The following is a 25,627-nucleotide window of genomic DNA, read 5'->3' as shown; positions in this document are numbered from 1 at the left end:
CCCCCCCCCCCCCCCCCCCCCCCCCCCCCCCCCCCCCCCCCCCCCCCCCCCCCCGGCTCGTTAGCCTATTTCGGTCAGCTTGTCGGCCTTACGCAGATTGACGCAGCAGGCCTTGGATTCAGGAATGGTGGTGTTGGGGTCAAACGCACTAACAGTCAGCCTGTTGGTGGAATCGCCGCATTTGGGCGTTGTCCAGCCAAAGGCAAAGGGCATACCCACAAGGTGGATCGTTCTGCCCATAACCGTAAAGGGACGAATGCGCACCGTCACCATGGCGATGGCCTCGCAGGTACCGCGAATGCTCTCAAGAAGGACGCCATCGCCGTTCTTGATGCCTTTTTCCTTGGCCAGCTCTGGGCTCATTTCCACATAGAGCTGAGGCTCGGTTTCGAGCAGGTTGGGCACATTGCGCGTTTCGCCGCCGCCGCACCAGTGTTCGGTGAGGCTGTAGGTGGTCAGCACATAGGGGTAGTTGGGGTCAGCGGGCGCGGCGATCTTGTCCATATCGGAGGTATGGAACTTGTACACCGGGCTGCTCAACTGCCTTGAGAACGGATGGCTGGCCAGAGGCGTTTCCGCGGGTTCGTAGTGTTCGGGGAAGGGACCGTCGGCGGGGCCGGGGCCGAAGAACTGGGAGTGACCGTCCTTCACCATGATGAAGGGCAGCTTGCCGCCCTCATTGGCCATGGGCGGCCAGGGGCCGTCGGGCACGTCGCCCACCCACTTGGCGCCGTCCCATTCAATAACTGCCTTCTTGGGATTGAACGGCTTGCCGTTCACATCCACAGAAGCGCGGTTATACAGAATGCGACGGTTCACCGGCCAGCACCACGACCAGTTGGGGAACAGACCAATGTTGGCCTGCATGGGCGTCTGGCTGGTATTACGGCGTTTGGACTTGTTGCCTTCTTCTTCTGTCCAGCTGCCTGTGTAGATCCAGTTGAGCGACGAGGTCGTACCGTCGTCCTTAAGCGCCGCAAAAGCAGGCACGAGCTGGCCGCGTTTGTACTGCTTGTCGCCCACCTTGGCATCAGCCCAGAAGAAACCGTTGATGCGGCGCGCCCAGTCAGAAGCGTCGTACTTGTCCGGCCAGTTCATCTTGAGGATGGGCTCGGGCAAGACGCCGCCTTCGGTCTTGTAGAGATCGCGTATCTGGTTGAACAGGGGCACAACGATGTCCGCAAAGTTGCGTGCTTCGCCGCCGGGCTTTACGCCCTGATCGAACCACTGCAACCAGCGGCCGCTGTTGCTGATGGTGCCTTCCTTTTCAATACGGTGAGCCGAGGGTAAAAGGAACACTTCGGTCTTGCAGGCCTTGGGGTCCACACCGGGGCGCTTCCAGTTGTCCGTGGTTTCCGAATTGTGCAGCTCAGAACACACGAGCCAGTCCAGCTTGTCCAGAGCGGCCCGCATCTTGTTGGTGTTGGGGAAGCTGTTCATGGGGTTCACGCCAAAAATGAAACCACCCCGCATCTTGCCCTGATAGAGTTTATCCATGGCAAACATGTACGAGCAGTCTTCATTCGGCTCCAGCTTGGCCAGCAGGTCATAGCAGAAGTCGTTTTCAGGCGTGGCTTCATCGCCAAACCAGCCCTTGAGCAGGCTGGCGATATACTTGGGCCTGTTGCTCCACCAGTTGGCGCTGTTGGGCAGCTTGGTGACAGGGGTGTTGGCCTTGTTGTAGTCGGCCAGGGTCTGCCACGGGGCGCGAGGGGTTCCGTGGTAGCCGGGCAGGTTGTTGTACAGCAGGGCATGGTCCGTGGAACCCTGCACATTGGGTTCGCCGCGCAGGGCGTTAATGCCGCCGCCAGCCACGCCGATATTGCCCAGCAGGAGCTGGATCAGCGAGGAAAGACGGATGTTCTGCACGCCCACGGTGTGCTGTGTCCAGCCCAGAGCGTACATGATGGTGCCAGCCTTGTCGGGGCCGCCAGTGGCGCAGAAGGCCTTGTAGACCTTGAGCAGATTTTCCTGCGAAACGCCCGTAACGTCAGAAACGTTTTTAAGCGTGTAGCGGGAATAGTGCTGGCGCATCATGTTGATGACGCAGCGCTCGTTCTGGAAGGTGGGATCGAGCACAGGCTTGCCGTCAGGCCCCATTTCCAGCACCCACGTCTTTTTGTCGTATGTGCGCGTGGCAGGATCATAGCCGCTGAAAAGGCCGTCGTTGAAAGCGTAATCCTTGCCCACCACAAAGGCGGCGTTGGTGTACTTTTCAACGTAGTCCTTGAAGTACAGCTTGTTTTCCAGAATGTAGTTGAGCATACCACCCAGGAAGGGAATATCCGTACCCGAGCGCAGAGGCACGTGGAAGTCGCAACGGGCGGACGTGCGCGAGAACTTGGGGTCAACGTGCATAAGCACGGCCCCGTTGTCCTTGGCCCGCATGACCCACTTAAAGGCGACAGGATGATGTTCAGCGGCATTGCTGCCGATAATAAGCACTGCATCGCTATTCTTGATATCGATCCAGTGGTTCGTCATTGCACCGCGTCCGAACGACTCTGCCAGAGCCGCAACAGTGGGGCTGTGTCAGACCCGTGCCTGGTGGTCCATATGGACAACACCCAGGCCGCGTATTGCTTGGTGAATGACAGCGCATTCTTCGTTGGAGGCGTGCGAGGTTCCCATCCAGAAGATGGAATCAAGACGGTTGACCGTCTGCCCCTTGGCATTCTTGAGGATAAAATCCTTGTCGCGGGTGTCTTTAACCCGGCGGGCGATCTGGGCCAGGGTCCAGTCCCAGTCTTTTTCCACCCAGTGATCGCTGTTGGGCGCGCGGTAAAGCGGCTTTTTCAGGCGGTGATCATTGGTGTACATGCTGAAGAGCGCCGCGCCCTTGGCGCAGAGCGCGCCTTCGTTAACGGGAAAGTCCGGGTCGCCCTCTGTGGAAACAAGCTTGCCGTCACGCACATAGGCTATGACCTGACAGCAGACCGAACAGAAGGGGCAGACGCTGATGACTTCCTTGGCGCCTTCTATCTTGAGTTTTACGGCGTAAGCCTGGGCCTCGCCCAGGTCGAAGCCCAGCTGCCCCAATGTGAGGCAGAGAACTCCTGCACCGACGCCCTTGAGGAAGCTCCTCCGGGTGCTTTTCATGATGACACTCCTTTTTTAGGCCAATCACGCAACGCAAGGTCAGAACTCCTGCGTTGAACAAGACGCCTCTGAACTGCGTCAACTAACAAGATGGAGATTTGTTTTCACCATAGTTGAAAAAACGTGATATCGCAAGATACTTACATTTTTTTAAAGGGAACCGACCTTATTTGTGAGTATTTTCCCAATGATAGAATTTTGCATGCCATTTCACAGTGATGGAACACTATAATTGATAGAATTGTACACACAAACAGCACAAATTGGTTGATATATTTCCCCTGACTCTTGCTGAAATAATTATACTTTTTTCTTGAAAAATTACGATTTCTCCAGTCACCAGATAGCCTATTGCATAAAAAACCACCTGCATCAGCCAGGTGGTTTACAAAAAACCGTCATAAAAAAACGCGCCAATTCAGGCAGGAACTCAAAGGCTGCGCCCCTGCAAAACATCTTTGCACCAGCGCAGCAGCGTGTCGTAGCACTGCCTTTCGGTGTGGGCAGCAAGCCAGAGGGGGAGGTCAAGCCCAGCCGCAATGATATCTTTCTCCGAGCCTTCGAGGCCCGTCAGCAGTTCTTTTTTGTTGCGGCAGAACACGCCAGAGGCCAGGTAGCGCCGCACCAGCATGACAAAAAAAGCTGCTTTATAGGCGTCTTTCAAAACAAGGGTTCTGGTCTCCGCATCCGCATACAAATACGTGTGCGTAAGAAGGTGAACAAGCCCGGCTGCGCCGATTTTTGCGCTGTCCTCGGCGTCTTCATCCGTAATGACGGGGAGGAAATCCTCCAGCTTGCCAAACCAGTCTTCTGTGTCCTTCTGGAATGCAAAAAGTTCATGACGCGGCCAATGGAATATATCCCCAGCACCGCCAATAAATCCGCAGGCTTTTTGCCCCTCCGGCATGGCGCGGACAATGGCCCGGTAAACATCAAGATCCTCCAGGGCCACAACATCCAGCAGCACAACCACATCAATATCGCTGGCTTCAGTGGCTTCGCCCCGGCGGTAGCTGCCCTGCAGCCCAAGATATCGCAGGCGCGCACCAAAGGTCTGCTGCAATTGCGGCAAGAGGTCTGCCATCCATGTTTCAGCATTGATCACAGCAGCCTCCATCCCCTTCATACCGTTTATAAAGATAGCTGAACCGGCCTTCTTCCACGCCAAGGACTTTTTCCGCCATCCAGGCAAGAGCCCTGGCCTTTTGCAGTCGCTCGGCGCTACTCCACGCAAATGCCGAGCCGTGCAGAATAAATTCTGACGCGGCAAGCAAAATCTCCATGCATTCCTTGGGATATGCAGTGTTGAACGTGCCCTCGCGCATTCCCTGCCGGACAACACCCTCCAAAATTGGCGAAAGCCGCAAGACAATGGATGCCATTGTGCGCTGGTGCATATCCGCATTGCCCACGGCACTGGCTTCTTTTTCCAGGCGGTCACCGCGCTCGTTGTCTCGCCCCGCATCTGTGAGAATGCCAAACATTTTTTCATGAGCCGATATCTTCGGATCGTCCGCAACAGCCTGCGCCACCGCCATTTCCGCATCAATGTATCGCTCGATTACGGCGTCCATAAGCGCTTCTTTTGAGGCAAAGTAATGATAAAACGTGCCCTTGGCGATATTCAGGGCTTCAAGAATATCGCTGATGGCAGTGCCGGCGTAGCCCTTTGCTGCAAACAGGTTTTCGGCAGCGTCGATGATTTCAGTTCTACGCTCGCCATGTTCTTTGATGATGCGCATATGCTCCCTCTCTTTATCAATAGACCGACGGTCGGTCTATTAAGTAGCCGTCAATTTCAGCTTCGTCAACAAACTTGGGCATGGCTCCACGCTCTCTGCATGTGCAGCCGATGGCGACACATAAAAATGGAGGCCCCGAAAAAAAATTCGGAGCCTCCGCAAAAAAGGCATGTCCGCCTTTGCACAAGACGCAGTATTATTTGCCGAACCAGCACTTGGGATAGGTGCAGGTGTGGCATGCCAGGCAGTAGCCGCCCTCGCCCATGCGGGCCGCCTCGGCGCGGGTCAGGCCTCGGCCGGCCAGCATGCGCGGCAGCACCAGATCAAGGAAGGTTGTTTTAAAATACAGGGCGCAGGCGGGCACGCCCAGCACCTGCATATCCCCCTGCGGGCCGGGGATGCGGCCCATAAGGCTCATGGTGCCGGGCAGGATGGGCACACCGTGCAGCACATCTGTCAGCCCTGCTTCTACAAGGGCCTGACGGGTCACGTCGTCCGGGTCAACCGAAAGGCCGCCCGTGGTGATCAGCAGGTCGGCCCCGGCCTCGCGCATGGCGGCCACGGAGGCCTGCATCATGGCTTTGTCGTCCGGTACGATGTCGGTGCGCACCACGGTGCAGTCCAACATGCTGACCTTGGCGGTGATGACAGGGATGAACTTGTCTTCAATAATTCCCTGAAAAACTTCGGTTCCGGTCACAAGAATGCCCACGCGGGCTTTGCGCAGGGGCAACACGCGGAACAGAGGCCCGCCTTCCAGCGCTTCCAGCGCCTGACCAAGCCGCTCGCGCGTAATGTGGAGCGGGATGGCGCGGGTGCCGCAAAGCGGGCCGCCCTGCTTGACCAGGGTTCCATCCTGACGAGAAGCCACCATGACCTCGGGCACCAGATTGAACCGCGTCATGCGCTCCACATCCACGCAGAAAAGTCCGTTACAGGCAGCCTTGAAATCTATCTTGCCTTCATGGGGCGGCAGTTCGTAGGTAACGCCTTCGCCAGCCATGCGGCGCGCAAAGATTTCCGCCACTTCATTTTCGTGCACAAGAGCACGGGGATCCTCGGGCGATAGCTGCGCGCTGGCCGGGGCATCATCTGTAATGGCCACATGGAAGCGGCCCATCTGCTGCAATCGGCAGATATCGCCCACAGAAATGCGCTGCCCGGCCTTGAATTCCGGCCCCTTGAACTGACCGGGGTCAATGCGGGTCATGTCGTGCGCCACGGTTTTGCCCACGGCTTCTTCCACAGGCACAACACGAACGCCCGTTGCGGCCTTGTGGTGCTCTGCGGCAAGGGCCTGACAGTCTTCCTTAAGCTCGCGCCGCGCCAGCACATAGGGGGCCTCGCCCTGGCAGCCACGGCACACGGGGCCGTCTTCCACCGGGTAGGCCTCGCCGCACACGGGGCAGCACAGAATGCGCGTCATGTGCTTGTGGCCCATAAACCGCCGCTTGACCGTGATGGGCTCCACCTTGCAGATGCTGTCGCCCGCGGCTTCAATTTCTGATTCCAGCAGATCGATATCCTGATCTTTTTTGGCCTTTTCCTTAAAGAACCAGGCCTTGAGTTCGGGATAGGCAGCCATCTTTACAGGATCCAGGCTCACGCGCACGCCCTCGCCAGTGTGCTTGTCAAACAGCGACACAGCGTAGCGGCCCAGATTGTGAATCTTCATCCAGTTGTTGCCGATGCTGCACAGGGTGAGCAACTGCACCGCGTCAGGCAGGCACTTGCCCGATTCCACCACGGCCTCAAACAGTGTGCCCTCGGGCAGATGGCGTTTGGCAAGCTCCACCATATAGCCGCCCACAAGCAGGCCCGGTGCGGCATAACCATGAAAATTCTCGGCAAGGCGATGAAATTCCTTAAACGTGTAAGCCCCAATATCCATGTTTGCTCCAAATCACCGCAGCGGGCTGAATAAAGCCATGTGCTGCGGCAGTGTTTTCACGCGCGTTTTCTCCGCTCGCCCGGGCAGACGCGCAGCCGCGCCGGGTAGCAAATATTGGTTGGCGGCAACTCAGATTCCGCCGGATAATCACGATTACTTAGATGACCGTGAACTGGTAAAGAGAGACTAATGGGAAGCGTCCAGAATATCCAGCGCCCTTTGCAGGTCATCGGGGTGGTTCAAATTGAAAAACGGGCGGGCTTCTTCCGGGCCATAGGGCAAACGGCACTGCCGCTCGAGCGGCACGACCCTGTTGAGCCTGCCGCCGTGGAAGGCCAGCGAATCTTCAAACCAGTGAAGCGCTGCTGTTTCGTATACGGCGGAAAGAGCCTCGGGTCTGCCGCTGGCCGCATCAGTGTAAAGCGTGGCAAGGGTATCAGCCGGGGCTGCATCGCGGGCGGCAAGCAGTTTGCGCAAGGTGGGCGCATCCATAAAGGGCATGTCGCAGGAAAGCGCCAGCACGGCAGAAAATCCCTGCGCCTGCGCCGTGCGCAGGGCCGCGACCACCCCCGCTACTGGGCCACAGTCATTTTTTTCATCAAAAATACACTGATACCCGGCTCGGGGAAGCCCCGGCCTGCACGACACCCAGCACTGCGGCAGCAAGGAGGCAAGCAGAGCGTGCGTACGGGCCAGCAGATCGGGGCTGTCCGAGCCATAGACCCGCAGCAGCGCCTTGTCGCGGCCCATGCGCGAGGAAAGCCCCCCCGCCAGCACAACGCCTGCCACGCGGCCCCGCAATGTATCCATCATGCCTCCTGCCCGGCCGATTGTTCCGCCCTGTGATGCTGCACGTTTGTGTTCTGCGCGCAAAGGGCAATGCGCTGCGGGGCTGAACGCTTTGGTTTTTTTGCACCCCGCAGGCCCCTGTGATAGGGTTTGGCGATGATGCACCAACAGCCCCCCGCACCGCAAGCCTGCATGAGCGAGTCGGAAATCATTGATTTCCGCTCTGCACCAGTGCAGCGCAAGGCCGCCAGCCTTGCCGCGCACTGCGCATCTGAATTGGAACTCATTGAAAAAACTTTTGTATTTGTGCGCGATAGCATTGCTCACTCGGTGGATTGCGGCGGCACTGCTGTTACATGCAGCGCATCGGAAGTTCTGCATGTGGGGCAGGGGCTGTGTTATGCCAAGGCGCATCTTCTGGCGGCATTGCTGCGCGCCAACGGTATTGCCGCAGGATTCTGCTACCAGTTGCTGGGATTTGAAGACGAGCACGATCCCCACCGGGTACTGCACGGCCTCAATGCCGTATGGATCAGCGAGCGGCAGGTCTGGCTGCGGTTGGACGCGAGGGGCAACAAGCCCGCCGGCGTTGACGCGCAGTTTTTGCCGGACGGCCCCGAGCAACTGGCCTTTACCGTGCATCCCCAGTGCGGCGAGGTGGACTACCCTCATGTTTTTGCAGAGCCGGATCCCGGCGTGGTTCTGGCCCTGCGCAGCCACAGCAGTATTGCCCAACTGCTGCCCCGTCTGCCGCAACAGCTTGCCTTCCCTGTTTGACGCTCCGCCGCCCCGCACATACTGCGCCCCCTGCTTGCAGCGTCCCGGTCATTCATGTTCCATACCGCAACTAGACCAGCAGCTTGCGGGCAATCAGCCCCCGAGGCACATTGTGCCGCAGGTCAGCATCTGCTATGCTCTGCCCCGCCGCAGGTCAAAGGCCTCGGCGCGAAAGCCTTCCCGGCAACGGCCCGCCATGCGGGCAATACAGCCGCAACGGAGAACGCATGGGTCAGGATATTTTCGACCTCATCATAGTGCTTGTTCTGGTATTTTTTGGCACACGGGGCTTTATCCACGGTTTTGTGGGCGAAGTTGCCGGACTTATTTCACTGCTGGGCGGCTTCTGGGCCGCGCACCATTACCATCCGCTGCTTGCGCCGCGCCTTACGCTCATCACTGATCCCTCATGGCGCATCATTGCGGCATACGTGCTCATTTTTCTGGGGGTCATCATTTCGGTGGCCATTATTGCGCGCATCCTGCAAAAAATACTTTCCTTCTCCTTTGTGTCATGGGCAGACAAACTGGCTGGAGGCATGCTCGGTCTTGCCAAGGGCGTCCTGCTCTGCTCGCTGGCCCTGCTGTTTCTGCAAAAATTTTTCGCGGGCGCGCCCTTTATGCAGCATTCGCGCGCACTGCCCTACTTCAACGCGCTCATGACCCAGGTACACGGCTGGCTGCCGCCTGACCTCACCGCCCGCCTGGGCATTTAACTGCCAGAATTACCAAGGAAATACGCCATCATGGAAAAGACCGCCCTCGAAGAACTGCAACTCATCATAGACAAACTCACCGCTCCCGACGGCTGCCCCTGGGACAAGGAGCAGACCCCAGAAAGCCTTGCCGAATACGTTATTGAAGAAAGCCATGAGCTTGTGAGCGCCATCCGTTCCGGCAACGTGGCCGACATCCGCGAAGAACTGGGCGATGTGGCCTTTTTGCTGCTCTTTGTGGCGCGCCTGTATGAAAAACAGGGGCAGTTCAACCTTGACGATGCCCTCAACAACAACAGGGCCAAGATGATCCGCCGCCACCCCCACGTGTTCAGCAACACGGTTTTTGACAGCCTTGAAGAACAGCTCAAAGCCTGGGAAAAAATCAAGCGCGCCGAGCATACTGATGATGAAGGCAAGCCCAAGGGCCTGTTTGACAGCCTGCCCGAGAGCCTGCCTCCGCTTGCCAAGGCCTACCGCATCAATTCCAAGGCTGCCCGCGTGGGCTTTACCTGGCAGGAAGATGAAGAGGTGGAACAGCAGGTGGAAGCCGAATGGCTGGAATGGCTGGACGCCTCCGCTGGCGGCGATCAGGATGCCCAGAAGCACGAACTGGGCGATTTGCTGTTCAGTATTGCAGAGCTTGGCCGCCGCAAGGGCATCAAGGCCAGCGAAGCGCTGGACTACGCCAACCGCCGCTTCCTCAAACGCTTTGCCCGCATGGAAGAAATCGCCCGCGAGAAGAATCTTGATTTTTCGGCCCTGACCCTTGATGAAAAGGATGAGCTGTGGAACACGGCCAAGGCCGAGGAAACCGCGGCAAAGGCCTGATGGTCGCAACAATGCGTGCCCAGCCATTGCGAAAAATCCTGAGGCGGCCCGTGCCGCTGACTGCCGGGCTTGCGGCCCGATTGCCCCTGCTGGCCGTGCTCGTGGCGGCTCTGGTGGTCGGCCTGTGCCTCGCGGCCTGCACAAAGCACAGCGGCACGGCAACGTCCCTACGCCGCGAGCAACCAACAGGAAGCGCATCCCTGCTGCCGCGCGCCGATCCGGGGTATCTGCAATGGCTTGAACGCCAGTCCATGCTCGGCTCCACCCAGGAACTGACAGGGCAGGTTTCCGGCACGGATCTTATCTGGCGCAACAGCGCCTCAGCGCGGCGTGTGCCCCTGCTGCTTACCGCTGCGCCCAACTGGTTTGACGTGAACCCGCACAGCCTTGGCGCGGGGCAACCAGCCCTGCGGGCGCTGGCCCAACCCGGCGTGGACGCCTTTTGGGCGCAGGCAGGCTTTGGCGGGCTTTTTCTGGCGCCTTTGGGTGAAAAGGGTGACATCTGGAGCGCCCACGCTGCTTCCTCACTGCCTGACGCAGCCTCCGAGGCGGGGGACAACGTCACCGCCCTGCGGCCAGACCCATCATTGGGCACTGGCGAGGATTTTTCGCGGCTGACCGCAAAACTTGATCAGGCGCAGATGCAGATGGGCGGCGAACTTCCCCCCGCGGCAACGGGGCTGGGGCCGGATTTTATTCTTCAGGCGCGCCGGGCCTCGCGCTTTGACGGCCTGTATGCCATGATGTCTGTGCCGCAGAAAGACTGGGATGTTTTGCCAGCCACCGCTGGCGAATGGGACTGCCTGCCCCTGCGCCAGACCGCTGTGGCGGAATTGCGCAAACGGGGCGTTGTTCCTGATCAGTTACGGCGCGACACCCTTGACTGGGCAACGCCCGGCGGATGGGCCGTCACCGGCGAAGTACGCGGCGCGGATGGCCAGGTGCGGCGCTGGGTCTACCGCTACAGCGGTAACGCCCTGCGGCCCGTGCTCCTGTGGCAGGATCCTTCCGGTCAGGCCCGACGGGTATTTTCCGCATCTGTTATCCAGCACACGGGCTTGCAGCAGCAAACGCTTGCGGGCATCAGGCTGGAGGCCCTCATGGGGCTTGACGCTCAGGTGGAAGGCCAGAGCGGGGGCAGAACAGACCCTTCGGCTCTGGTTCCGGGGCTTGAAGCCCTGGAATCCCTGGCGGGCGAGGTGCACCGCTACGGAGGATGGGCCGTGCAGGACGATGTGCTGCCCCCATCGCTGACCAAGGCGGTGCTTGCCACAGCCGTAGATTTCAGCCGGGACAGCATTACCCCGGCGGCCGCAGGATACGCCTTGCTGAGCGGCGATGCCGCGCCCTTGGGCGCACTGCTCAAGGCCTCGCTCGCGGCGGGCGTTGACCACAGCCGCCTTGCACGTGGACTGCGTGACAGGCAATATGTTGACTGGCGTCCCCTGCTGGATCTGCCAGACGGTCAGGCTCTTGTGCGCCGCGCGCAATCCCTTGCCAAGGGAGCGCCAGAGGCCTCGGGCCTGCCCGTCACCCAGGCGGAACTTGCCGCTCGTGCCCTTGGGCTTGACGCTGCAAGCGCCGTGCGCCCCGACCACGCGCAGGCCATGGAATCCGCCTGCCTGCTCCTGCTGGGCTGGCGCATTGGCTTGCCGGGTCTGACATTTTTAAGCCCGCAGGATATTACGGGTGCGCTGGGGCTGCCACAGGGTTCGGGCAAAGGCGCGTCCAGCGCTGGCAGCGTACCCCTGTGGGGGGCCACAAACCTGCCCGGCGGGCAAAGCCCCGCCCCATTGGCCTTTGGCCCGCTGGACATGCAGTGGAGCCGGGAAACAAGTTTTGCCAGACAGATTGCCCGCCTGTTGCAGGCCAGACGCGCCACCGGGCTTGCCTCTGGCCGCCTTGTGCAGGTGGTAAACGGCCCCTCAGGCTGCGTGGCGACCCTGAGTTCCCTGCCGGGCGGCGGCTACTGGCTGCTGGCGGCCAATTTTTCTGACCGGAAACAACACCTTGCCTGCCCTCTGCCCGCTGGTGCGCAAGGCCCCGCGCGTGATGTGCTGAGCGGCCAGAGCCTGCCCACGGGGCGCGCCGTAGAAATTGACCTCGATGCCCGCCAGGCGCGACATATCCTGCTTGGCGAGCCGAAAACGCATGAAGGAGCGATGCCATGACCCAGAACAGCGCCCAGAATCCCGAAGACCAGGCTGCCTGTCAGTCTGGGGGCCAGCAGACCAGCGCGGAAGGGGCACACGCCCAGTCCGGGCAGCAAGCTGCCAAGGCAGTTTCCCAGCCATCTGCACCGGCTCCCGAACCTTCGGACGCGGCACAGGCCGCTGCGAGCGCCGCAGCCGACGCACCACAGGCCGAGGGCGCAGCCCCCAAGGCTTCCCGTCCGGTGACGATCTCGGCCAAGGGATTCAGGGGAATGTTCGGCAACTCCGGCAAAGAAGGCAAACCCGCAGCCTCAGCAAAGCCAGCAGAATCCGCTCCCCAGTCAGCTGCTCCCGGCTTTGCCGACAAGATTTTTGACGCAGCCAGCATTGTTGGGCCGCTTGCGCTCTTGCTCATCATGCTGGCCCAGGCATGGCCCACCCTTATGGGGCACAGCCTGTACTGCCCGCGTGAAGCCGCAGGCATTCTGGCTTTTACCCAAACCGCGCAGAGCGGAATGTGGCTTGCTCCGGCTGGCGACGGTCTTGCGCAATGGCCCGTATTTTTCTGGTTTTTGCGCGGCATTGAAGCCCTGCTCACCAAGGCCGCGCCGCAGTTTGCCCATCTGCTCTTTCCCCTGGCCGCGATGGCCGGAACCCTGCTCTGTCTTGTGGCCGTGTGGGTTCTGGGCCGCGTTGCCGGGCTGGATCGCCGGGCCGCGCTGGCTGGCGGCATGCTGCTGCTCTGCGCGCCCATCTTTGCGCCGCTCTCCACCTTTACAGGGCCGGAAGCTTTGGCCGCAGCCGTGACCCTGCTTTCCCTCGCCTGCCTTTGCCACGGCTGGCAACAGCCGGGCACGACCATCTCCCTGCCTCTGGGTTTTGCATTGGCGGCATTGGCTGGCCTGACAGGCGGCCTTTTCTATTTGTTGCTGCCAGTGCTTGCCAGCCTGGCCTTTCTGCTCTGGCGTTGCGGATTTCGCCGCGCCCAAAAGGCAGACGGCCTCGTGGGTTTTGTACTCATGCTGGGCATCATTGGCTGCTGGCTTGCTGTTGTCATGCTCTGGCATCAGCCGGACGGATACCTCAAGAACCTCGGCACCCAGCTTGTGACCTGGCCCATCACCAAGGCCACATGGTGGAAGCCCCTTGCCTTTGCGGCTCTGGGCCTGCTGCCCTGGCTGGCTGTCATCTGCGGTGTTTCCTGGGCGCGCGTGCTGCGCACAGCCCCTGCTGATCTGGCCGCCTCCCGCAAAGAAAAAGCCGGAATGGCCTTTTTGTGGATAGCCCTTGTGTTCGCCTGTCTCTTGAGTATTTTTGCTGCCGACATGGTGGGCGCTGCCGTATGCACGGCCAGCCTGGCGGCCCTCCTGCTGGGCAAGGCGCTGCTGCGCCTGCCCCCTGCCGGAGCCAAACTGTTCTACATCATCGCGGCCCTGTGCCTGCTGCACGCCAGCATGGCGCTGGTGGCAGCCGGTTTTGGCTACACGCTTGACTGGCTTGGCAAGTTTTTCCACTTTACGCTTACCGAAAGCCAGCGCACCGCCGTGCTTGGACTCAAGGCCCTGCCCGTGCTTGGCGGCATTGGCATTGTGGCGGCAGTACTGCTTGCCCGTCTTGTGCGCCGTGGCGCGCATGGCGGCACCAGCGGCTCGCTCGTGATGTGCGCGGTCATTGCGGTTATTCTGGCCCAGCCCGCATCGCTCATGCTCATGCCGCAGCTGGAAAAAACTCCCGAGGCTCAGGTAAAGAGCCTGAGCGCCATCCTGACGCCCGCTCCTGCCGCCCCGGCGGTTCTGGCTCCTGAGGCGACTCCGGCCCCCGCGCCTGAAGCCCCCGCAGCAGCGCCTGCCGATACTCCCAAACTTGAACCCGCCGCCCCGGCAACCGCGCCTGAAACCGCACCTGCTGCTCCGGCTGAAAAACCCGCTCCAGTGCAGGAACCTGCCGCCCCCGCCGCTACACAGCCCGCGGAAGCGTCTGCTCCCCAAACTGCGGCACCTGCGGCCCCAACAACTCCGGCTGAAACCCCGGCAGCAGCGCCTGCGCCGACGCCTGCCGACGCAGCCAAGGAACTCGCCAAGGAAGTTGTCAAGGAAGCCGCCCCCGCTGCACCTTCAGAGCAGGCCCCTGCGGCGCAACCAGAGCAACCCAAGGAAGCGCCTAAGGCTCCTGCAAACTAGCTTCAAATACATCAGCCCGGCGCAGACCGCGCTCACAATACCAAGGCCCCTCTCACGAGGGGCCTTTTCTATGGCATTGAGATTCAGAACGCTCCCTGCGGGGAGGCCACACACCAGCGGCCGTCTTATGGTGCAGAACATTTGGGCATGGCCTTTGGCTTGCAGACTATGAGCGCTGCTGACCAACACCCGCAAATAAAAAAAGGCCCCGGAATCAACCGGAGCCTTTCATCAATCTTTTTTGCGCCCGTACTGCGGGCATGGCGCTGAATACCCTATTTGTTTATGGGCGGCACATCGCCACCAGCTTTAAGCATGGTGCCAAGGTGACGCCGGGCAAGGGCAAGCTCGCCTTCTGAAACTTCGGGCATATCCTTGGAGCGCGCGCCGCTCATGTCGTTGCCTTCTTCCACAATGGAAAGAGCGGCTGCCATGCGGCCCATGACGCAGAAAAAGCGCACCGGGTTCCAGTTATGCGCCTGCACCCAGGCAGCGGCATTGGGCGAATAGAGAAAATCCGCCTTGTTGTTGCGCATGATGGGGTGGGCTTCTTCATTATTGCTCTTGGCCCAGGCCCGGAACTGCGGCAGAAGTTCAAGAAAGTCCAGCAGTTCCTTGTCCGTCACCGGAGGCTGTTTTTCATACACATTAACGTTCGCGCTGGAGCCTGGGGCAGGCTGCTCCGCCTTTTTCTTGGCAGCAGGAGCCTGTGCGGCCTCGGCCATGCCGGGGGCAACAACCACCAGCGGCAGGGCCAGCACCAATGCCGCAAAAACACCGCAGAGAGATGAAATTTTATTCATTCAATACCGAACCGCGCTGAATTTCGAGAGTCTGTCCATATTATGGTAAGACTCCACATATCGCAGGGTGCCGGTTTTGCCGCGCAAAACCAGCGAGTGGGTAACGGCGTACTTGGCACTGTAGCGCACGCCCCTCAAAAAATCACCGCCGGAAATACCCGTGGCGGCAAAGAAACAGTCATCGCTGCGCACCAGATCATGCACCGTGAGCACTTCGCGCACGTCGATGCCCGCTTCGGTGATAGCTTCTTTTTCCACATACGACTGGGGATCCAGACGGGCCAGAATCTGCCCGCCCATGCCCTTAATGGCGCAGGCAGACAACACGCCCTCGGGGGTGCCGCCCGTACCCATCATGATATCAACCTCGGAACGGGGATCAACAGCCATGAGCGCGCCTGCCACGTCGCCGTCGGTCTGCAGCTGAATGCGAGCGCCTGCCTGGCGGATTTCCGTAATAAGCTTTTCGTGCCGGGGCTTGTCGAGCACAAAGACCACAAGGTCCTGCACGCTCTTGCCCATGGCCTTGGCCACGTTGGCAAGATTGACCTTTACCGGCGCATCGAGGTCAACCACATCGCGGGCCTCGCGCGGCACCACCAGCTTCTGCATGTAATAGCTGGGGCCGGGGTTGAACATGCTGCCGCTCTGCGCAACACCCACAACCGAGATGGCGTTGGGGCGGCCATAAGCCAGCAGATTGGTGCCTTCCACAGGGTCAACGGCCACGTCAAGGCTGGGGCCGCAGCCCTTGCCGACCTTTTCGCCGTTAAAGAGCATGGGGGCATTGTCTTTTTCGCCTTCGCCGATAATGACCTTGCCATCGATGCTGAGGGTGGCGAAGCTGACGCGCATGGCGTCAACGGCGGCGCCGTCACCGGCCTCCTTGTCTCCCCGACCGAGCCAGCGGGCCGATGCAAGGGCCGCAGCCTCGGTAATGCGAACAATGTCCAGAGCCAGATTTTTCTCCGGTGCTTCCGCCATGATATCCTCCACTCAGATCAGCGTTGTGCAACACACTGCTCTTACCCCAGTGCGTTGCGGGCTTCAAGGAAAAACCCCCGCCCTTCGGGGCGGGCCATACGGCAACTCTTTTGCCGCACAGCCCTTTTCCATACTTCTTTTTTTATACAGCCTATTTATCGGGCAGGCTGAAACGTCCGGCAACAGGCGTCTGCCAGCCGCCGCCAAAGGGCATGCGGCTCATGTAAAGCGACAACGGCTCCTGACGGCGCTTGAATTCAGCCCTGAACAGCTTGTCGCGCACTTCCATGCGCGCCGCCGAAAGCGGGCCGGATTCCGCCTCCGCAGGCTGCAACAGGTCTTCAAGAATCGGATCCAGATCCTCATAGGGCAACAGGCTGTCCGAATCTTTCTGACCGGGGCGCAGCTCCGCAGAAGGAGCCTTGGTGAAAATTTCATCAGGGATGATCTCTGCCCCGCGATGGGCGTTGTACCAGCGGCCAACAGCATACACCTGAGTTTTTGTCAGGTCACCGATAACGGCCAGCGCGCCCACGGAATCGCCGTACAGGGTGCAGTAGCCCATGGCCCCCTCGCTCTTGTTGCCCGTGTTGAGCACAAGGGCATTGGCCCTGTTGGCCAGCGAGGTGATGAGCGTGCCGCGTATGCGGGCCTGCACGTTTTCAAAGGTCACGTCGCCGGGCTTTTCTTCAAAAAGGTCAAGGCCGGGCTTGAGCGCGGTGGCAAAAGCATCCATAAGCGGGCCAATGGGCAGGGTCACGGTGGTGATGCCCAGATTCTCCGCCAGCTTGGCGGCATCCGTCAGGGAGCCATCACTGCTGTGGGGCGAGGGCAAAAGCACACCGGTGACATTTTGCGCACCAAGGGCCTCCACCGCCACGCTGCACACCAGGGCGGAATCCATGCCGCCGGAAATGGCTACGATGCCTCTCTCCACCCCGCACTTGCGCACAAAGTCCCGAGTGCCGAGCACAAGGGCGCGCCAGTAATCTTCCTCAACGCAGGTGGCCAGCGGTTCCGGGGTTTTTACTGCACCCTGTCCGCGCGCGGTGTCCACCACGAGCACGTCTTCCGCAAAGGCCTTGCCCCGGGCAAGCAGTTGCCCTGTGGGATCAAAAACCAGACTCTGCCCGTTGTACACGCGGCTGTCGTTGCCGCCCACCATGTTCACCGAAAACATATGCACATGATGCCGCGCCGCCACGTGCGAAAGCAGGTGTTCGTCCGTTTCCTGCGCGCCCACGCTGAAGGGCGCCGCCGCCATGTGCACAAGAGCGTCCACGCCGCGCTGCACCAGTTCCATCAACGGATTATGACCGCTGGCGTAGCGGGTTTTCCAGAACGAAGCGTCTTCGCTCTGGGCATCCTCGCAGAGCACAACGCCGATGCGCCAGCCGCCCATGGTGACGATGCCGCACGAAATGCCGCGATCAAAATAGCGTGCGTCCTCATCTGTGGATTCGGCCACGCTGTTCTGACCCTGATTCTGATACACCTTGCGCGAAACAACCTGCCAGCCGCCCTTTTCAACCAGCACTGCCGCGTTGGAAAGCAGGCCCGAGGCATACACGCTGGGCACAGGCGCGCCCACCAGCACAGAAGGGCCGTCCTTGAGTTCGGCGGCCATGATATCCAGAGCCTTGAGGCAACCCGCCGCAAAACCCTGAGCGCAGAGATAGTGGCCGGGGGCCACGCCGCAAAGCGCCAGCTCCGGCGTAACGCACAGGTTTGCTCCTGCTGCGCCAGCCTGACGGGCGGTGCTGATGATACGTTCCAGATTTCCGGCCACGTCGCCGGTAACGGTATTGCACTGCAATAGGGCGATTTTCATGCCGATGCCTCCCCCAGGTTACAAGTAGTTATGTAAGGGGCCGCCCGGCGCTGCCAGGGCTTCCACCTTGCGTATGACTGCCGGTTCCTCTTCCAGTGGGGGGGCATGGAAGGGCTTCAGGCGTGCGTCGATGACCAGCGGCGATTCGCACGACCAGTGCCTGGCCCGTGTGGCGGCTTGAGCGCCATACACGTCTGTGGCCGGGTCTGACCGGGTAAAGGCCACCCACAAAAAATTATCCAGATTCGCGGCGCAAAAGTCCGCATCGTCCGCCACTATCGCAAGCGGGAAGGCCTCGCGGCCCGGCCACTGGGCCAGAGCCTGCGCAAGCGCTTCCATCTGCGGGTCGGGCTGGCTGCGATCAAGGGCATGCTTCGGCCCGCCAATGGCAACAAGGCCGGGGCCGCATACGCGCACCGGGCCAAAGCCATCCGGCAGAGGCGGCAGATCTGCGGCGAGGCCGGAAAGTTCGCACCCGAGCTCGCGCCGCTTTTTGCCAGCAGAGGCCCACACAAGCTTGGAGCCTTCGTTAAGCGCGCTGCCCGTGTAGTCCAGCGTATCATTGGTGCTGCGGGTGATGAAGTGCAGATCGCGCGAAAAATCAACCCGCTCCAGCAAATGCCGCAAAAAGGCGGGCACATCGCGGGCTGTGAGGCCCGGCGCGTCTTCATGCGCCACAAGAAAAACATACTTTGCCAGGGCCGTCTGGGTGGTCCCGAGCAGATGCAAACCCGCAGTGATCAGCTCGCGCGGGCGGCGCTCTTCCTCATAGGGCGTATAGCGTTCACTGCCCACGGCCAGCAGCAGCGGATGCACCCCGGCTGCGTCCACGGCATGCACGTCGCACACGCCCTGAAAAACCTGCGGCACCAGCGGCCCTGTGAGTTCATGGATAAAGTCGCCAAAGACCGTATCCTCCTGCGGCGGGCGGCCCACGGCGGTAAAGGGCCAGATGGCCCCTTTGCGGTGGTGGACGGCATCCACCTTGAGCACCGGGAAATCATGCGCAAGGCTGTAATAACCCACATGGTCGCCAAAAGGCCCTTCAGGTTTGCACTGGGGCAGCACGTGCCCGCTGATGCAAAAATCCGCCTGCGCAAGCACTGGCAGGGGCAAGCCCGGCACAGCGGCCATCTCTGTGCGTCTGCCGCCGAGCAATCCGGCAAAGCGCAATTCAGAAAGCCCTTCGGGCAGGGGCATGACAGCAGCCACGGTGAGGCTGGGCGGCCCGCCCACATAAATATGCACGGGCAGAGGTTTGCCCATTTCCAGCGCGCGGGCGTGGTGCGCCCCTATGCCCCGGTGAATCTGATAATGCAGGCCTACTTCATCCGCCGCGTACTCGTTGCCGCCAAGCTGCACCCGGTACATGCCGAGGTTGGAGGCATCCGCACCGGGCTTGGCGGGGTCTTCACTGTACACCAGGGGCAGAGTAATGAAAGGGCCGCCGTCCATGGGCCAACAGACAAGCTGGGGCAGGTCGGCCAGTTTGCACTGGCATTCCAGCACAGGGGCCACTGCCGCCGCCTGATCTGCGCGCACCCGGCTCACACTCGGCAGCATGTTCAGCAGACCGGGCACAGCCCTGAGCGACTTCAAGGGGTGTTTCATAGCTGCGGCCGGGTCGGCCTTGGCGGTCAGCACAGCCTCCACAGCAGGCAGGCTGCGGCGAAAAATAAAATGCAGACGCTCACGCGTGCCAAAAAGGTTGGAGAGCATGGGAAACGGCGTGCCCTTGACCCGCGTAAACAGCAGGGCCGGGGCCTTGGCGCGGAAGGCACGGCGCTGGATAGCGGCCAGTTCCAGATGCGGATCGACTTCGGCCTCAATGCGCACCAGATGCCCACTGGCCTCAAGGTCGGCCACGCATTCCTGAAGATTGCGATAACTCATGAATGCGTCCCTTCCCCGCAGGTTCCGGTTGCTCCGGCAACCGCGTCAAATGATGGCTGTATGCCGGCAAGCGAACGCTTGCCGGCGAGCATGGCCCTGAAATCTGCCAGGATCTGCGCATGGTCAAACACCAGCGGCTGCGGCAGGGCATCCAGAGGATAATACGCCGCATGGGCCGCATCGTCCCCGGCGCACAAGGCTTCGGGATTGCGCGGTCTACCTGTAAAAGCAACGGTCAGCGTGTGCTGGCGGGGGTCACGGTCAGGCCTGGAATACACGCCCAAAAGCCCGGTCAGCTCCACATCCAGCCCGGTTTCTTCACGCATTTCGCGCACTGCAGCGGTTTCCGCGCATTCGCCCTCTTCAATAAAACCGCCGGGCAGGGCAAAGCCCACGGGTTCGTTGGCGCGGCTGATGATGACCACCCCGCGGTCAGGCGAATAGATAACCACATCCGCCGTGGGCGTGGGATTTTTGTAGCTGGAATAAGGCTCGCCGCAATGCGGGCAGACAACCTGGCGTTTCATGCGTTCTCCGTATGGTTCGCGCCATTGCGCGCAACTGCCGCATACTAAGCCAGCATGCTCCGCGCCGCAAGCGCGGGAAACAAATGCCGCAGCGCAGCTATTTGCCGCCTTCGCACGGCGATTGACAAAAAAGTATGGATGCCATACTAAAACGCCATGAAAAATGACTGCCATAAAAAAACCGCCGTTGAACTGCGCATCCAGAAATCCATGATCAAAACCATGGGGCATGCTGCCGCCCACTCTACGCGCAGCGCGCCAGTCAGCATCTCGCTGCTGGGCATAGTGACCCGGTTTTATGAGCTTGAGCGCCAGTGCAGCAAATTCAGTACAGATGTGGATATCCATCTGGCGGAAATCCACACAATCATGGCCATCCACAACAATGAAGGCATCCATGTGGGTGGATTGGCCGAGCAACTGGGCGTCACCAAGGGCAGCGTTTCTGAGCTGTTGCGCAGGCTGGAGCGCAAGGGTCTGGCCTACAAGGCCAAGGACCCGCTGAAAATGACCCGTCTGAATGTGTTTTTGACGGAAAAGGGCAAGGCAGCGCATAAGCAGCACATGGATTTTCATTCTCAGCTTGATTGCATGGTGGACGATGCCATGGGAACACGCAAACAGGATGAAGTTGCTGATATTGCTGATTTTCTTGAAAAACTCCTTGCGAGGCTTAACACGGTGGAGGTCAAATAGGCTTTTCTGGTCATTAATGTTTGGTATCCATACGTTACCCAGACAGACCGGACTTCGGTCACCATGCGAGGTATTATGAACACTGACAAGGGTACTGCTTTTAATGGTCTTTTTTCTGGACAGAGCTACGATATTTTTGCCCGACTGTTCGGGCTGAACGCGTCTTTTTATGAGGCGGCGGTCAAGGGTTTGGCGCTTGGCCCGGAAATGTCGGCTCTGGATCTTGGCTGCGGCACAGGTTCCCTGACTTTTGCGCTTGCCGCGCAATCCTCCCCCCAATGCCGCATCCATGGCCTTGACCTTGCCGAAAACCAGATCGCCCGCGCACAATACCGCCAGAAAGAATATCCCAACAACCTTCACTTCAGCGTAGCGTCCATGGACGAAGCGTGCTTTCCTGACGGCACGTTCAATATCATCATGACCGCCATGGCGCTGCATGAGGCAAATCCCCAAACGCGGCGCACCGCCATTGCCAATGCCGCACGAATGCTTGCCCCTGATGGCATTCTTCTGCTGGTGGATATTGCCCGTCCACGTCTGCGGGGCTTGGGCCTCTTGCTCTATCCCTTTGTCATGACTTCGGCAAAACATAAGGACGGCCTGACTGAAGCTTATGCTGAAATCTGCGCCGCGCACGGCCTGTCCCGGCGTGAAGACGGATATTTAAATTCTCTTGTGCGCAGGCAGGTTTTTGTAAAAAACGCGGCCTCCGCCGCGTAGCCCGTCAGGAGGTCACTCCAGTATAAAACCCGCAGCTTCAAGGGCTGCGGCACTCACAGCACCGGCCCGCACTATCCGCAGCCGCCCTGCCCCGCCATCCCCACCGCTCAGCGGCTCCACCACGGTTGACGGCAAGCCGCCAGCGGGCAGCGGCCCACCAAACGCCAATGGCAGGAAAACTTCTGTTTTTGCATCCTGCGCCGCGCACCCGGCAGGGCACGGCATGCCCTGCGCCATGCTGCGCAATGCTTCCAGCAGGACAGGATCAAGTTTGTCTGGAGAGCATACGGGCGCACCGCCGCTGAGGTTGGCGCTGCTTGCCGTAAGCGCGCCGCCAGCCTGCTCCGCCAGTTGCGCAGCCAGTGGATGCGGCGTCACGCGCACCGCCGCAAGCCCCTGACCGTTGACCAATGCGGGGGGCAGGCAGGAGCGCGCGGGCAGCAAAACCGTGAGCGGGCCGGGCCAGAAGGCCAAAAGCCCCTTGGGCATGGCGGCAAGTTCCGCCACCGCGTCCACCTGCGCCGCATGCGCCGCCAGCAGGGGCAAGGGTTTGTGGACGGGCCGCTGCTTCAACTGATACACCCTTGCCACGGCTTCCGCATTGGCGGCAAGGCAGCCCAGCCCGTAAAACGTCTCCGTTGGAAACACGAGCACGCCGCCGTTACGCAAAAAACGCGCCGCAGCCGCAAGCTCCATCCCGGCATCCGGGCTGGAGCAGCGTTCAGACGCGCTATCCGCCATATTTAACGAAACATGAGAAGACATGACTGGCAAACCCTTGAAATACATAAGTGTGGGCAAACTGAAAACGCCGTTCTGGAAGGATGCCGCAGCCCACTACACCACACGCATCACCCGTTGGCGCAAGCTGGACATAACCGAAGTACGCGACGGCGATTCCGCCCTGCCGCCGGATCAGCGCAACGCCCTTGAAGGACGCCGCATCATTGAGGCCCTCGACCCGCAGGACATAGCGCTCGTTCTTGACGAACGCGGCCAGCACCTTACCTCGCCCCAACTGGCAGACATGCTGCGCCAGATGGACCACGACGCCAAGGGCAGAGCCTGCTTTATCGTGGGCGGCGCATGGGGGCTGGATGAAGCCGTGCGCCAGCGCGCCAGCCGCTGCATCAGCCTTTCGCACATGACCCTGCCGCACGAGCTGGCCCGCGTGGTGCTGCTTGAGCAGCTTTACCGGGCGGAATGCATCCTGCGCAAGGTTCCGTACCACCACTAGAGGTCTGTCTCTAACTGCTTCTTTTGTCCAACTGGCTGCGTCAAAAGGTTATTTTTACTCCAGTCATGTACCGTAAGAGTACACTTCTTTCGCAAAAAAACCTTTTTCCTTGCCCTTGGCGCAAAATCATCCAGTTAGACTGCCCTTGATTGCACATGCGGCGGGCCGCAAGCGCAACCGCCTACAGGACCTCGTAAATCCTGGCGAACACGTTGTCGTACACCAGCTTGAAATAGGGCGAAACGCGGGGATCCTGCGGGTCGCCCACCAAAAGCTGCACCATCAGCGAATTGTACAGGCCCGCATCCATGGCAAGCTTTTCGTCCGTTACGCGGTTGAAAAGAAAGTTGATGTTGCGGCGCTTGGAAAGAAATTCGTGCTGTTCCTCGGGCGTTGCCGAGGGGTGCGCGTCAAACCAGTCCTGAATATAGTTGCGGCGCGTCACGCCGGTCTCTTCAAACACGCTGATGGATGATGCATAGATAGCACTGCTGTTGCCCTCAAGCCGCACCTCGCCCGAATCAAGCTTGTAGGCAAGAGCCTGCGGCACGATGGAAAGCGCCCCGCCTTCGCCCGCACGGGTAACAAAATTCCAGTTGCCGAAATTGCTTATCCAGAAGCCAAGCCGCAGCATTTCAAAGCTCACTACCACATAGAGCCGCCCCTTGTTCTCAATGAGCGGGGTTTCGGGCGAGCGCAGCCTGTCCATGAGGGCCTGCGCGCCTTCACCATCAAGACCTTCAAACACGTTGCCCGGCTCGTTGCCGCACTGGGCCGTATAGCGGATGATCTGGCGCGCAAAGCGTGGGTTGTCTGTGGCAAAAACCGCTGCGGGCAGATAGAGGGACGGCCCTGCATGCTGCGCCCCATCAGCAATGGTCTGCCGCTGGGCAAAGTGGTTGGCGGCATAGCCCCAATCCCACCACAGCCAGAGCATGGCGTCGGGCGGGGTCATGGCCTTGGCGCGCGATAGCGCTTCGGCATGCCGCCGGTTGATGATTGGCCCCTGCGACATGGCGGGGATCATATCGGCAAAGGGCGCTACCAGCAGGGCCAGCAACACGCCGCTGGTCAGAATGCCCGCCACGGCGCCGCGCAGATCCACGCGCAGCAGCCTTTGCAACAGCCAGTAAAAGGGCAAGGTCAGGCCAATGGCCATGATGGGCGCGCCAAACATGACCATGCGGCCTCCCATCTTGACGCTCAGGATGCCCAGCCCTGCCAGCGGCAGCAAAAAGAGCGCGCCCGGACGGCGTATTACCACCAGGGCAAAACCCAGCAGGCCAAGCACCGCAGCTTCCATCCAGGGATGGAAGTAGGGGAAAATCTCGATGATGCCCAGATCCTGCACTTCAATGATGGACTGCGCGACCGAGGGATATTCCAGCGAAAGCCCGCCGCCAGTGCTTTTCACATCGCCCGTGTGTTTCACATAGGCATTGATGTGGTTCACAATGGACGTAAGAATTTCGCCCTGAAGCATCAAAAAACCAACGCCCGCCAGCAGAAGGGCCAGCAGCCATGGGCGGCACAGCAGGCGGCGCAGGCGGTAGCCTGTCTTCGTGCCCGCAGCCAGCAGCAACAAGCTGAAACTGAAGCCCCACGGCCCTGCCAGCGTAGGCAGAGCGTAGGCCATGCTGCCCAGAAGCAGCAGGGCGCGCCGCCCGCGAGGGGCCATCACCAAACTCATAAAGGCCAGCAAGGCCACATTGTAACGGATCAGATACGGAAAAACAGAATGCCATTCCTGCGTCCACCACGAAATGACGCCGGAACAGCCAAGCAGCACAACCCACTGCCAGCGCAGGGGATTGCCCATGTGCTCAGCCTGTTTGAGGCGCGGCGTCCAGTGGCCCACGGGCTGATTGCGGGAAAAAAGGCGGCGCAGGCTCACCACGCCGGAAGTCATGGAAAGACGGCGCAGCACCATGCCTGGCAGCAGCATATAGCGCATGGCCCAACTGGCCGGGGCAAGGGTCATGAGAAGGGGGAAGAACAGGGTTACGAGGTCGGTATCGTAAAATCCCAGCAGGGTGCGTGCCAGAAAGCCCGGCGCAATGGACGTGAGTATGCCTGCGGCAACGCCAGCTTCAATGCTGCCCAGCGCCCACACCCAGGCAAAGGCAATAACAGCCACAAAGCTCGCCAGCAAGGCAGGAAACCAGAAGGCCACGGCAGCGGGGGAAGTGCCCACGAGGTCGGACATGGCCTTGAGCATCACAGCCATGGGGTGCCCCACGGCAAGGCCGAAATCTTCCGCGCCGGCCACCCATGTGTAGGCATCGTGCGTGGCCAGCAACCACTCGTTGCCAAGGCGGTATTCCGGATTTTGCCAGCAGGGCCATTCCAGCATGCGCAGGGCAAAGGCAAGGGCAAGCGTCACCAGCCCCCAGAACAGCCCCCGCGCCCAATAACGCGCAGAAGGCAGCGAACGTTTGCCGTTGTGCAACCTTGCGCCGCCAGTGGGCAACAGCGCTCCACCGTGTACGGCATGTGAGGCGGCGTGCTGCTCCGCACAGGCTGGTTCCGCAGCAGGCAGCGTTTCCGATTCGGGTTGCGGCTGCCCGGTGCGCCGGGTTTCGTCTGCATCGTTTCCGGCAGGCGCGGCGCTGGCAGAGGCATGGGCTGCGGGGTGCATGGCGTTCTCCGTAAGAATCATGGTCCTGTTCATACAGGCATGCAGATGGCGACAAAAAACTGTGCGGCGGTTCCTGGGCAATTAACGCGCAGAACAACCCCCTGCGCGGTTCGCCAC

Annotated in this window: 20 protein-coding genes; 8 read left to right on the top strand and 12 right to left on the bottom strand. The window is 60.4% G+C overall.

The genetic code is table 11. The features are described 5' to 3' along the window. Positions 1-60: 60 nt before the first annotated feature. From fdnG to mobA, 5 genes are all read right to left on the bottom strand, one after another. Entirely contained in the window at positions 61-3,099 is a 3,039-nt protein-coding gene (fdnG, locus tag NE637_RS14215) for a formate dehydrogenase-N subunit alpha (protein WP_227118539.1), read from the bottom strand. A gap of 430 nt (positions 3,100-3,529) precedes the next feature. Continuing rightward, the gene (locus NE637_RS14210; protein ID WP_227118538.1) at positions 3,530-4,204 is read right to left on the bottom strand and encodes a nucleotidyltransferase domain-containing protein; all 675 of its coding nucleotides are present in this window, start codon (positions 4,202-4,204) and stop codon (positions 3,530-3,532) included. Further along, positions 4,191-4,841, bottom strand: a complete 651-nt coding sequence (locus NE637_RS14205) for a TetR/AcrR family transcriptional regulator (protein ID WP_227118537.1) — start codon at positions 4,839-4,841, stop codon at positions 4,191-4,193. Before NE637_RS14205 ends, NE637_RS14210 begins: the two co-directional genes overlap by 14 nt. A gap of 196 nt (positions 4,842-5,037) precedes the next feature. Next, complete coding sequence (locus NE637_RS14200; protein WP_227118536.1) at positions 5,038-6,732, bottom strand: FmdE family protein; 1,695 nt, start codon at positions 6,730-6,732, stop codon at positions 5,038-5,040. Positions 6,733-6,918: 186 nt separating this feature from the next. Beyond that, entirely contained in the window at positions 6,919-7,542 is a 624-nt protein-coding gene (mobA, locus tag NE637_RS14195) for a molybdenum cofactor guanylyltransferase (RefSeq protein ID WP_225529896.1), read from the bottom strand. Between the two features lie 171 nt (positions 7,543-7,713). Here mobA and NE637_RS14190 point away from each other — a divergent pair, with 171 nt between their 5' ends. The 5 genes from NE637_RS14190 to NE637_RS14170 all read left to right on the top strand — a co-directional run bounded on the left by NE637_RS14190 (position 7,714) and on the right by NE637_RS14170 (position 14,178). Then, on the top strand, positions 7,714-8,298 hold the full coding sequence (locus tag NE637_RS14190) for a transglutaminase domain-containing protein (protein ID WP_227118535.1): 585 nt from the start codon (positions 7,714-7,716) through the stop codon (positions 8,296-8,298). A 227-nt stretch (positions 8,299-8,525) separates the two neighbouring features. Then, positions 8,526-9,014, top strand: coding sequence for a CvpA family protein (locus NE637_RS14185; RefSeq protein ID WP_027180666.1), 489 nt, complete (start codon positions 8,526-8,528; stop codon positions 9,012-9,014). Between the two features lie 30 nt (positions 9,015-9,044). Further along, positions 9,045-9,845: a nucleoside triphosphate pyrophosphohydrolase gene (gene mazG / locus NE637_RS14180; protein WP_192112382.1), complete on the top strand. Its 801-nt coding sequence runs from the start codon at positions 9,045-9,047 to the stop codon at positions 9,843-9,845. Positions 9,846-9,895: 50 nt separating this feature from the next. Then, entirely contained in the window at positions 9,896-12,016 is a 2,121-nt protein-coding gene (locus NE637_RS14175) for a hypothetical protein (RefSeq protein WP_227118534.1), read from the top strand. Beyond that, entirely contained in the window at positions 12,013-14,178 is a 2,166-nt protein-coding gene (locus tag NE637_RS14170) for an ArnT family glycosyltransferase (protein WP_227118533.1), read from the top strand. Before NE637_RS14175 ends, NE637_RS14170 begins: the two co-directional genes overlap by 4 nt. Before the next feature lie 275 nt (positions 14,179-14,453). Here NE637_RS14170 and NE637_RS14165 read toward each other — a convergent pair whose 3' ends face one another. The 5 genes from NE637_RS14165 to NE637_RS14145 form a co-directional block, all read right to left on the bottom strand. Further along, the gene (locus NE637_RS14165) at positions 14,454-14,981 is read right to left on the bottom strand and encodes a serine/threonine protein phosphatase (protein ID WP_192112380.1); all 528 of its coding nucleotides are present in this window, start codon (positions 14,979-14,981) and stop codon (positions 14,454-14,456) included. After that, positions 14,982-15,965 carry a class II fructose-bisphosphatase gene (gene glpX, locus NE637_RS14160; RefSeq protein ID WP_022657899.1) on the bottom strand — a complete coding sequence of 328 codons (984 nt, stop codon included), beginning with the start codon at positions 15,963-15,965 and terminating at the stop codon, positions 14,982-14,984. A 151-nt stretch (positions 15,966-16,116) separates the two neighbouring features. Beyond that, positions 16,117-17,796 (bottom strand): NAD+ synthase, encoded by a 1,680-nt coding sequence (locus NE637_RS14155; protein ID WP_227118532.1) that lies wholly within the window; start codon positions 17,794-17,796, stop codon positions 16,117-16,119. A gap of 18 nt (positions 17,797-17,814) precedes the next feature. After that, positions 17,815-19,689: a UbiD family decarboxylase gene (locus NE637_RS14150; RefSeq protein ID WP_227118531.1), complete on the bottom strand. Its 1,875-nt coding sequence runs from the start codon at positions 19,687-19,689 to the stop codon at positions 17,815-17,817. Beyond that, positions 19,686-20,216, bottom strand: a complete 531-nt coding sequence (locus NE637_RS14145) for an NUDIX domain-containing protein (RefSeq protein ID WP_215647233.1) — start codon at positions 20,214-20,216, stop codon at positions 19,686-19,688. Before NE637_RS14145 ends, NE637_RS14150 begins: the two co-directional genes overlap by 4 nt. Positions 20,217-20,372: 156 nt before the next feature. On the opposite strand from NE637_RS14145, the gene NE637_RS14140 reads away from it, so the two are divergent. Continuing rightward, the gene (locus NE637_RS14140) at positions 20,373-20,912 is read left to right on the top strand and encodes a MarR family winged helix-turn-helix transcriptional regulator (protein WP_215647232.1); all 540 of its coding nucleotides are present in this window, start codon (positions 20,373-20,375) and stop codon (positions 20,910-20,912) included. A 75-nt stretch (positions 20,913-20,987) separates the two neighbouring features. Beyond that, positions 20,988-21,635 carry a class I SAM-dependent methyltransferase gene (locus NE637_RS14135; protein WP_227118530.1) on the top strand — a complete coding sequence of 216 codons (648 nt, stop codon included), beginning with the start codon at positions 20,988-20,990 and terminating at the stop codon, positions 21,633-21,635. A 12-nt stretch (positions 21,636-21,647) separates the two neighbouring features. On the opposite strand, the gene NE637_RS14130 is transcribed toward NE637_RS14135, so the two are convergent. Then, positions 21,648-22,400: an L-threonylcarbamoyladenylate synthase gene (locus tag NE637_RS14130; protein WP_227118529.1), complete on the bottom strand. Its 753-nt coding sequence runs from the start codon at positions 22,398-22,400 to the stop codon at positions 21,648-21,650. On the opposite strand from NE637_RS14130, the gene NE637_RS14125 reads away from it, so the two are divergent. Further along, positions 22,399-22,872, top strand: a complete 474-nt coding sequence (locus NE637_RS14125) for a 23S rRNA (pseudouridine(1915)-N(3))-methyltransferase RlmH (protein ID WP_192112374.1) — start codon at positions 22,399-22,401, stop codon at positions 22,870-22,872. The two genes, NE637_RS14130 and NE637_RS14125, sit on opposite strands and share 2 nt — an antisense overlap. Positions 22,873-23,053: 181 nt before the next feature. On the opposite strand, the gene NE637_RS14120 is transcribed toward NE637_RS14125, so the two are convergent. Continuing rightward, the gene (locus NE637_RS14120) at positions 23,054-25,543 is read right to left on the bottom strand and encodes an STT3 domain-containing protein (protein ID WP_227118528.1); all 2,490 of its coding nucleotides are present in this window, start codon (positions 25,541-25,543) and stop codon (positions 23,054-23,056) included. Between the last annotated feature and the right edge of the window lie 84 nt (positions 25,544-25,627).

Origin of the sequence: Desulfovibrio desulfuricans, assembly GCF_024460775.1 — a bacterium.
Classification (GTDB): domain Bacteria; phylum Desulfobacterota; class Desulfovibrionia; order Desulfovibrionales; family Desulfovibrionaceae; genus Desulfovibrio; species Desulfovibrio desulfuricans_E.
Note: the sequence above shows the minus strand (reverse complement) of the source record. Positions and strands in the feature narration are given on the sequence as shown.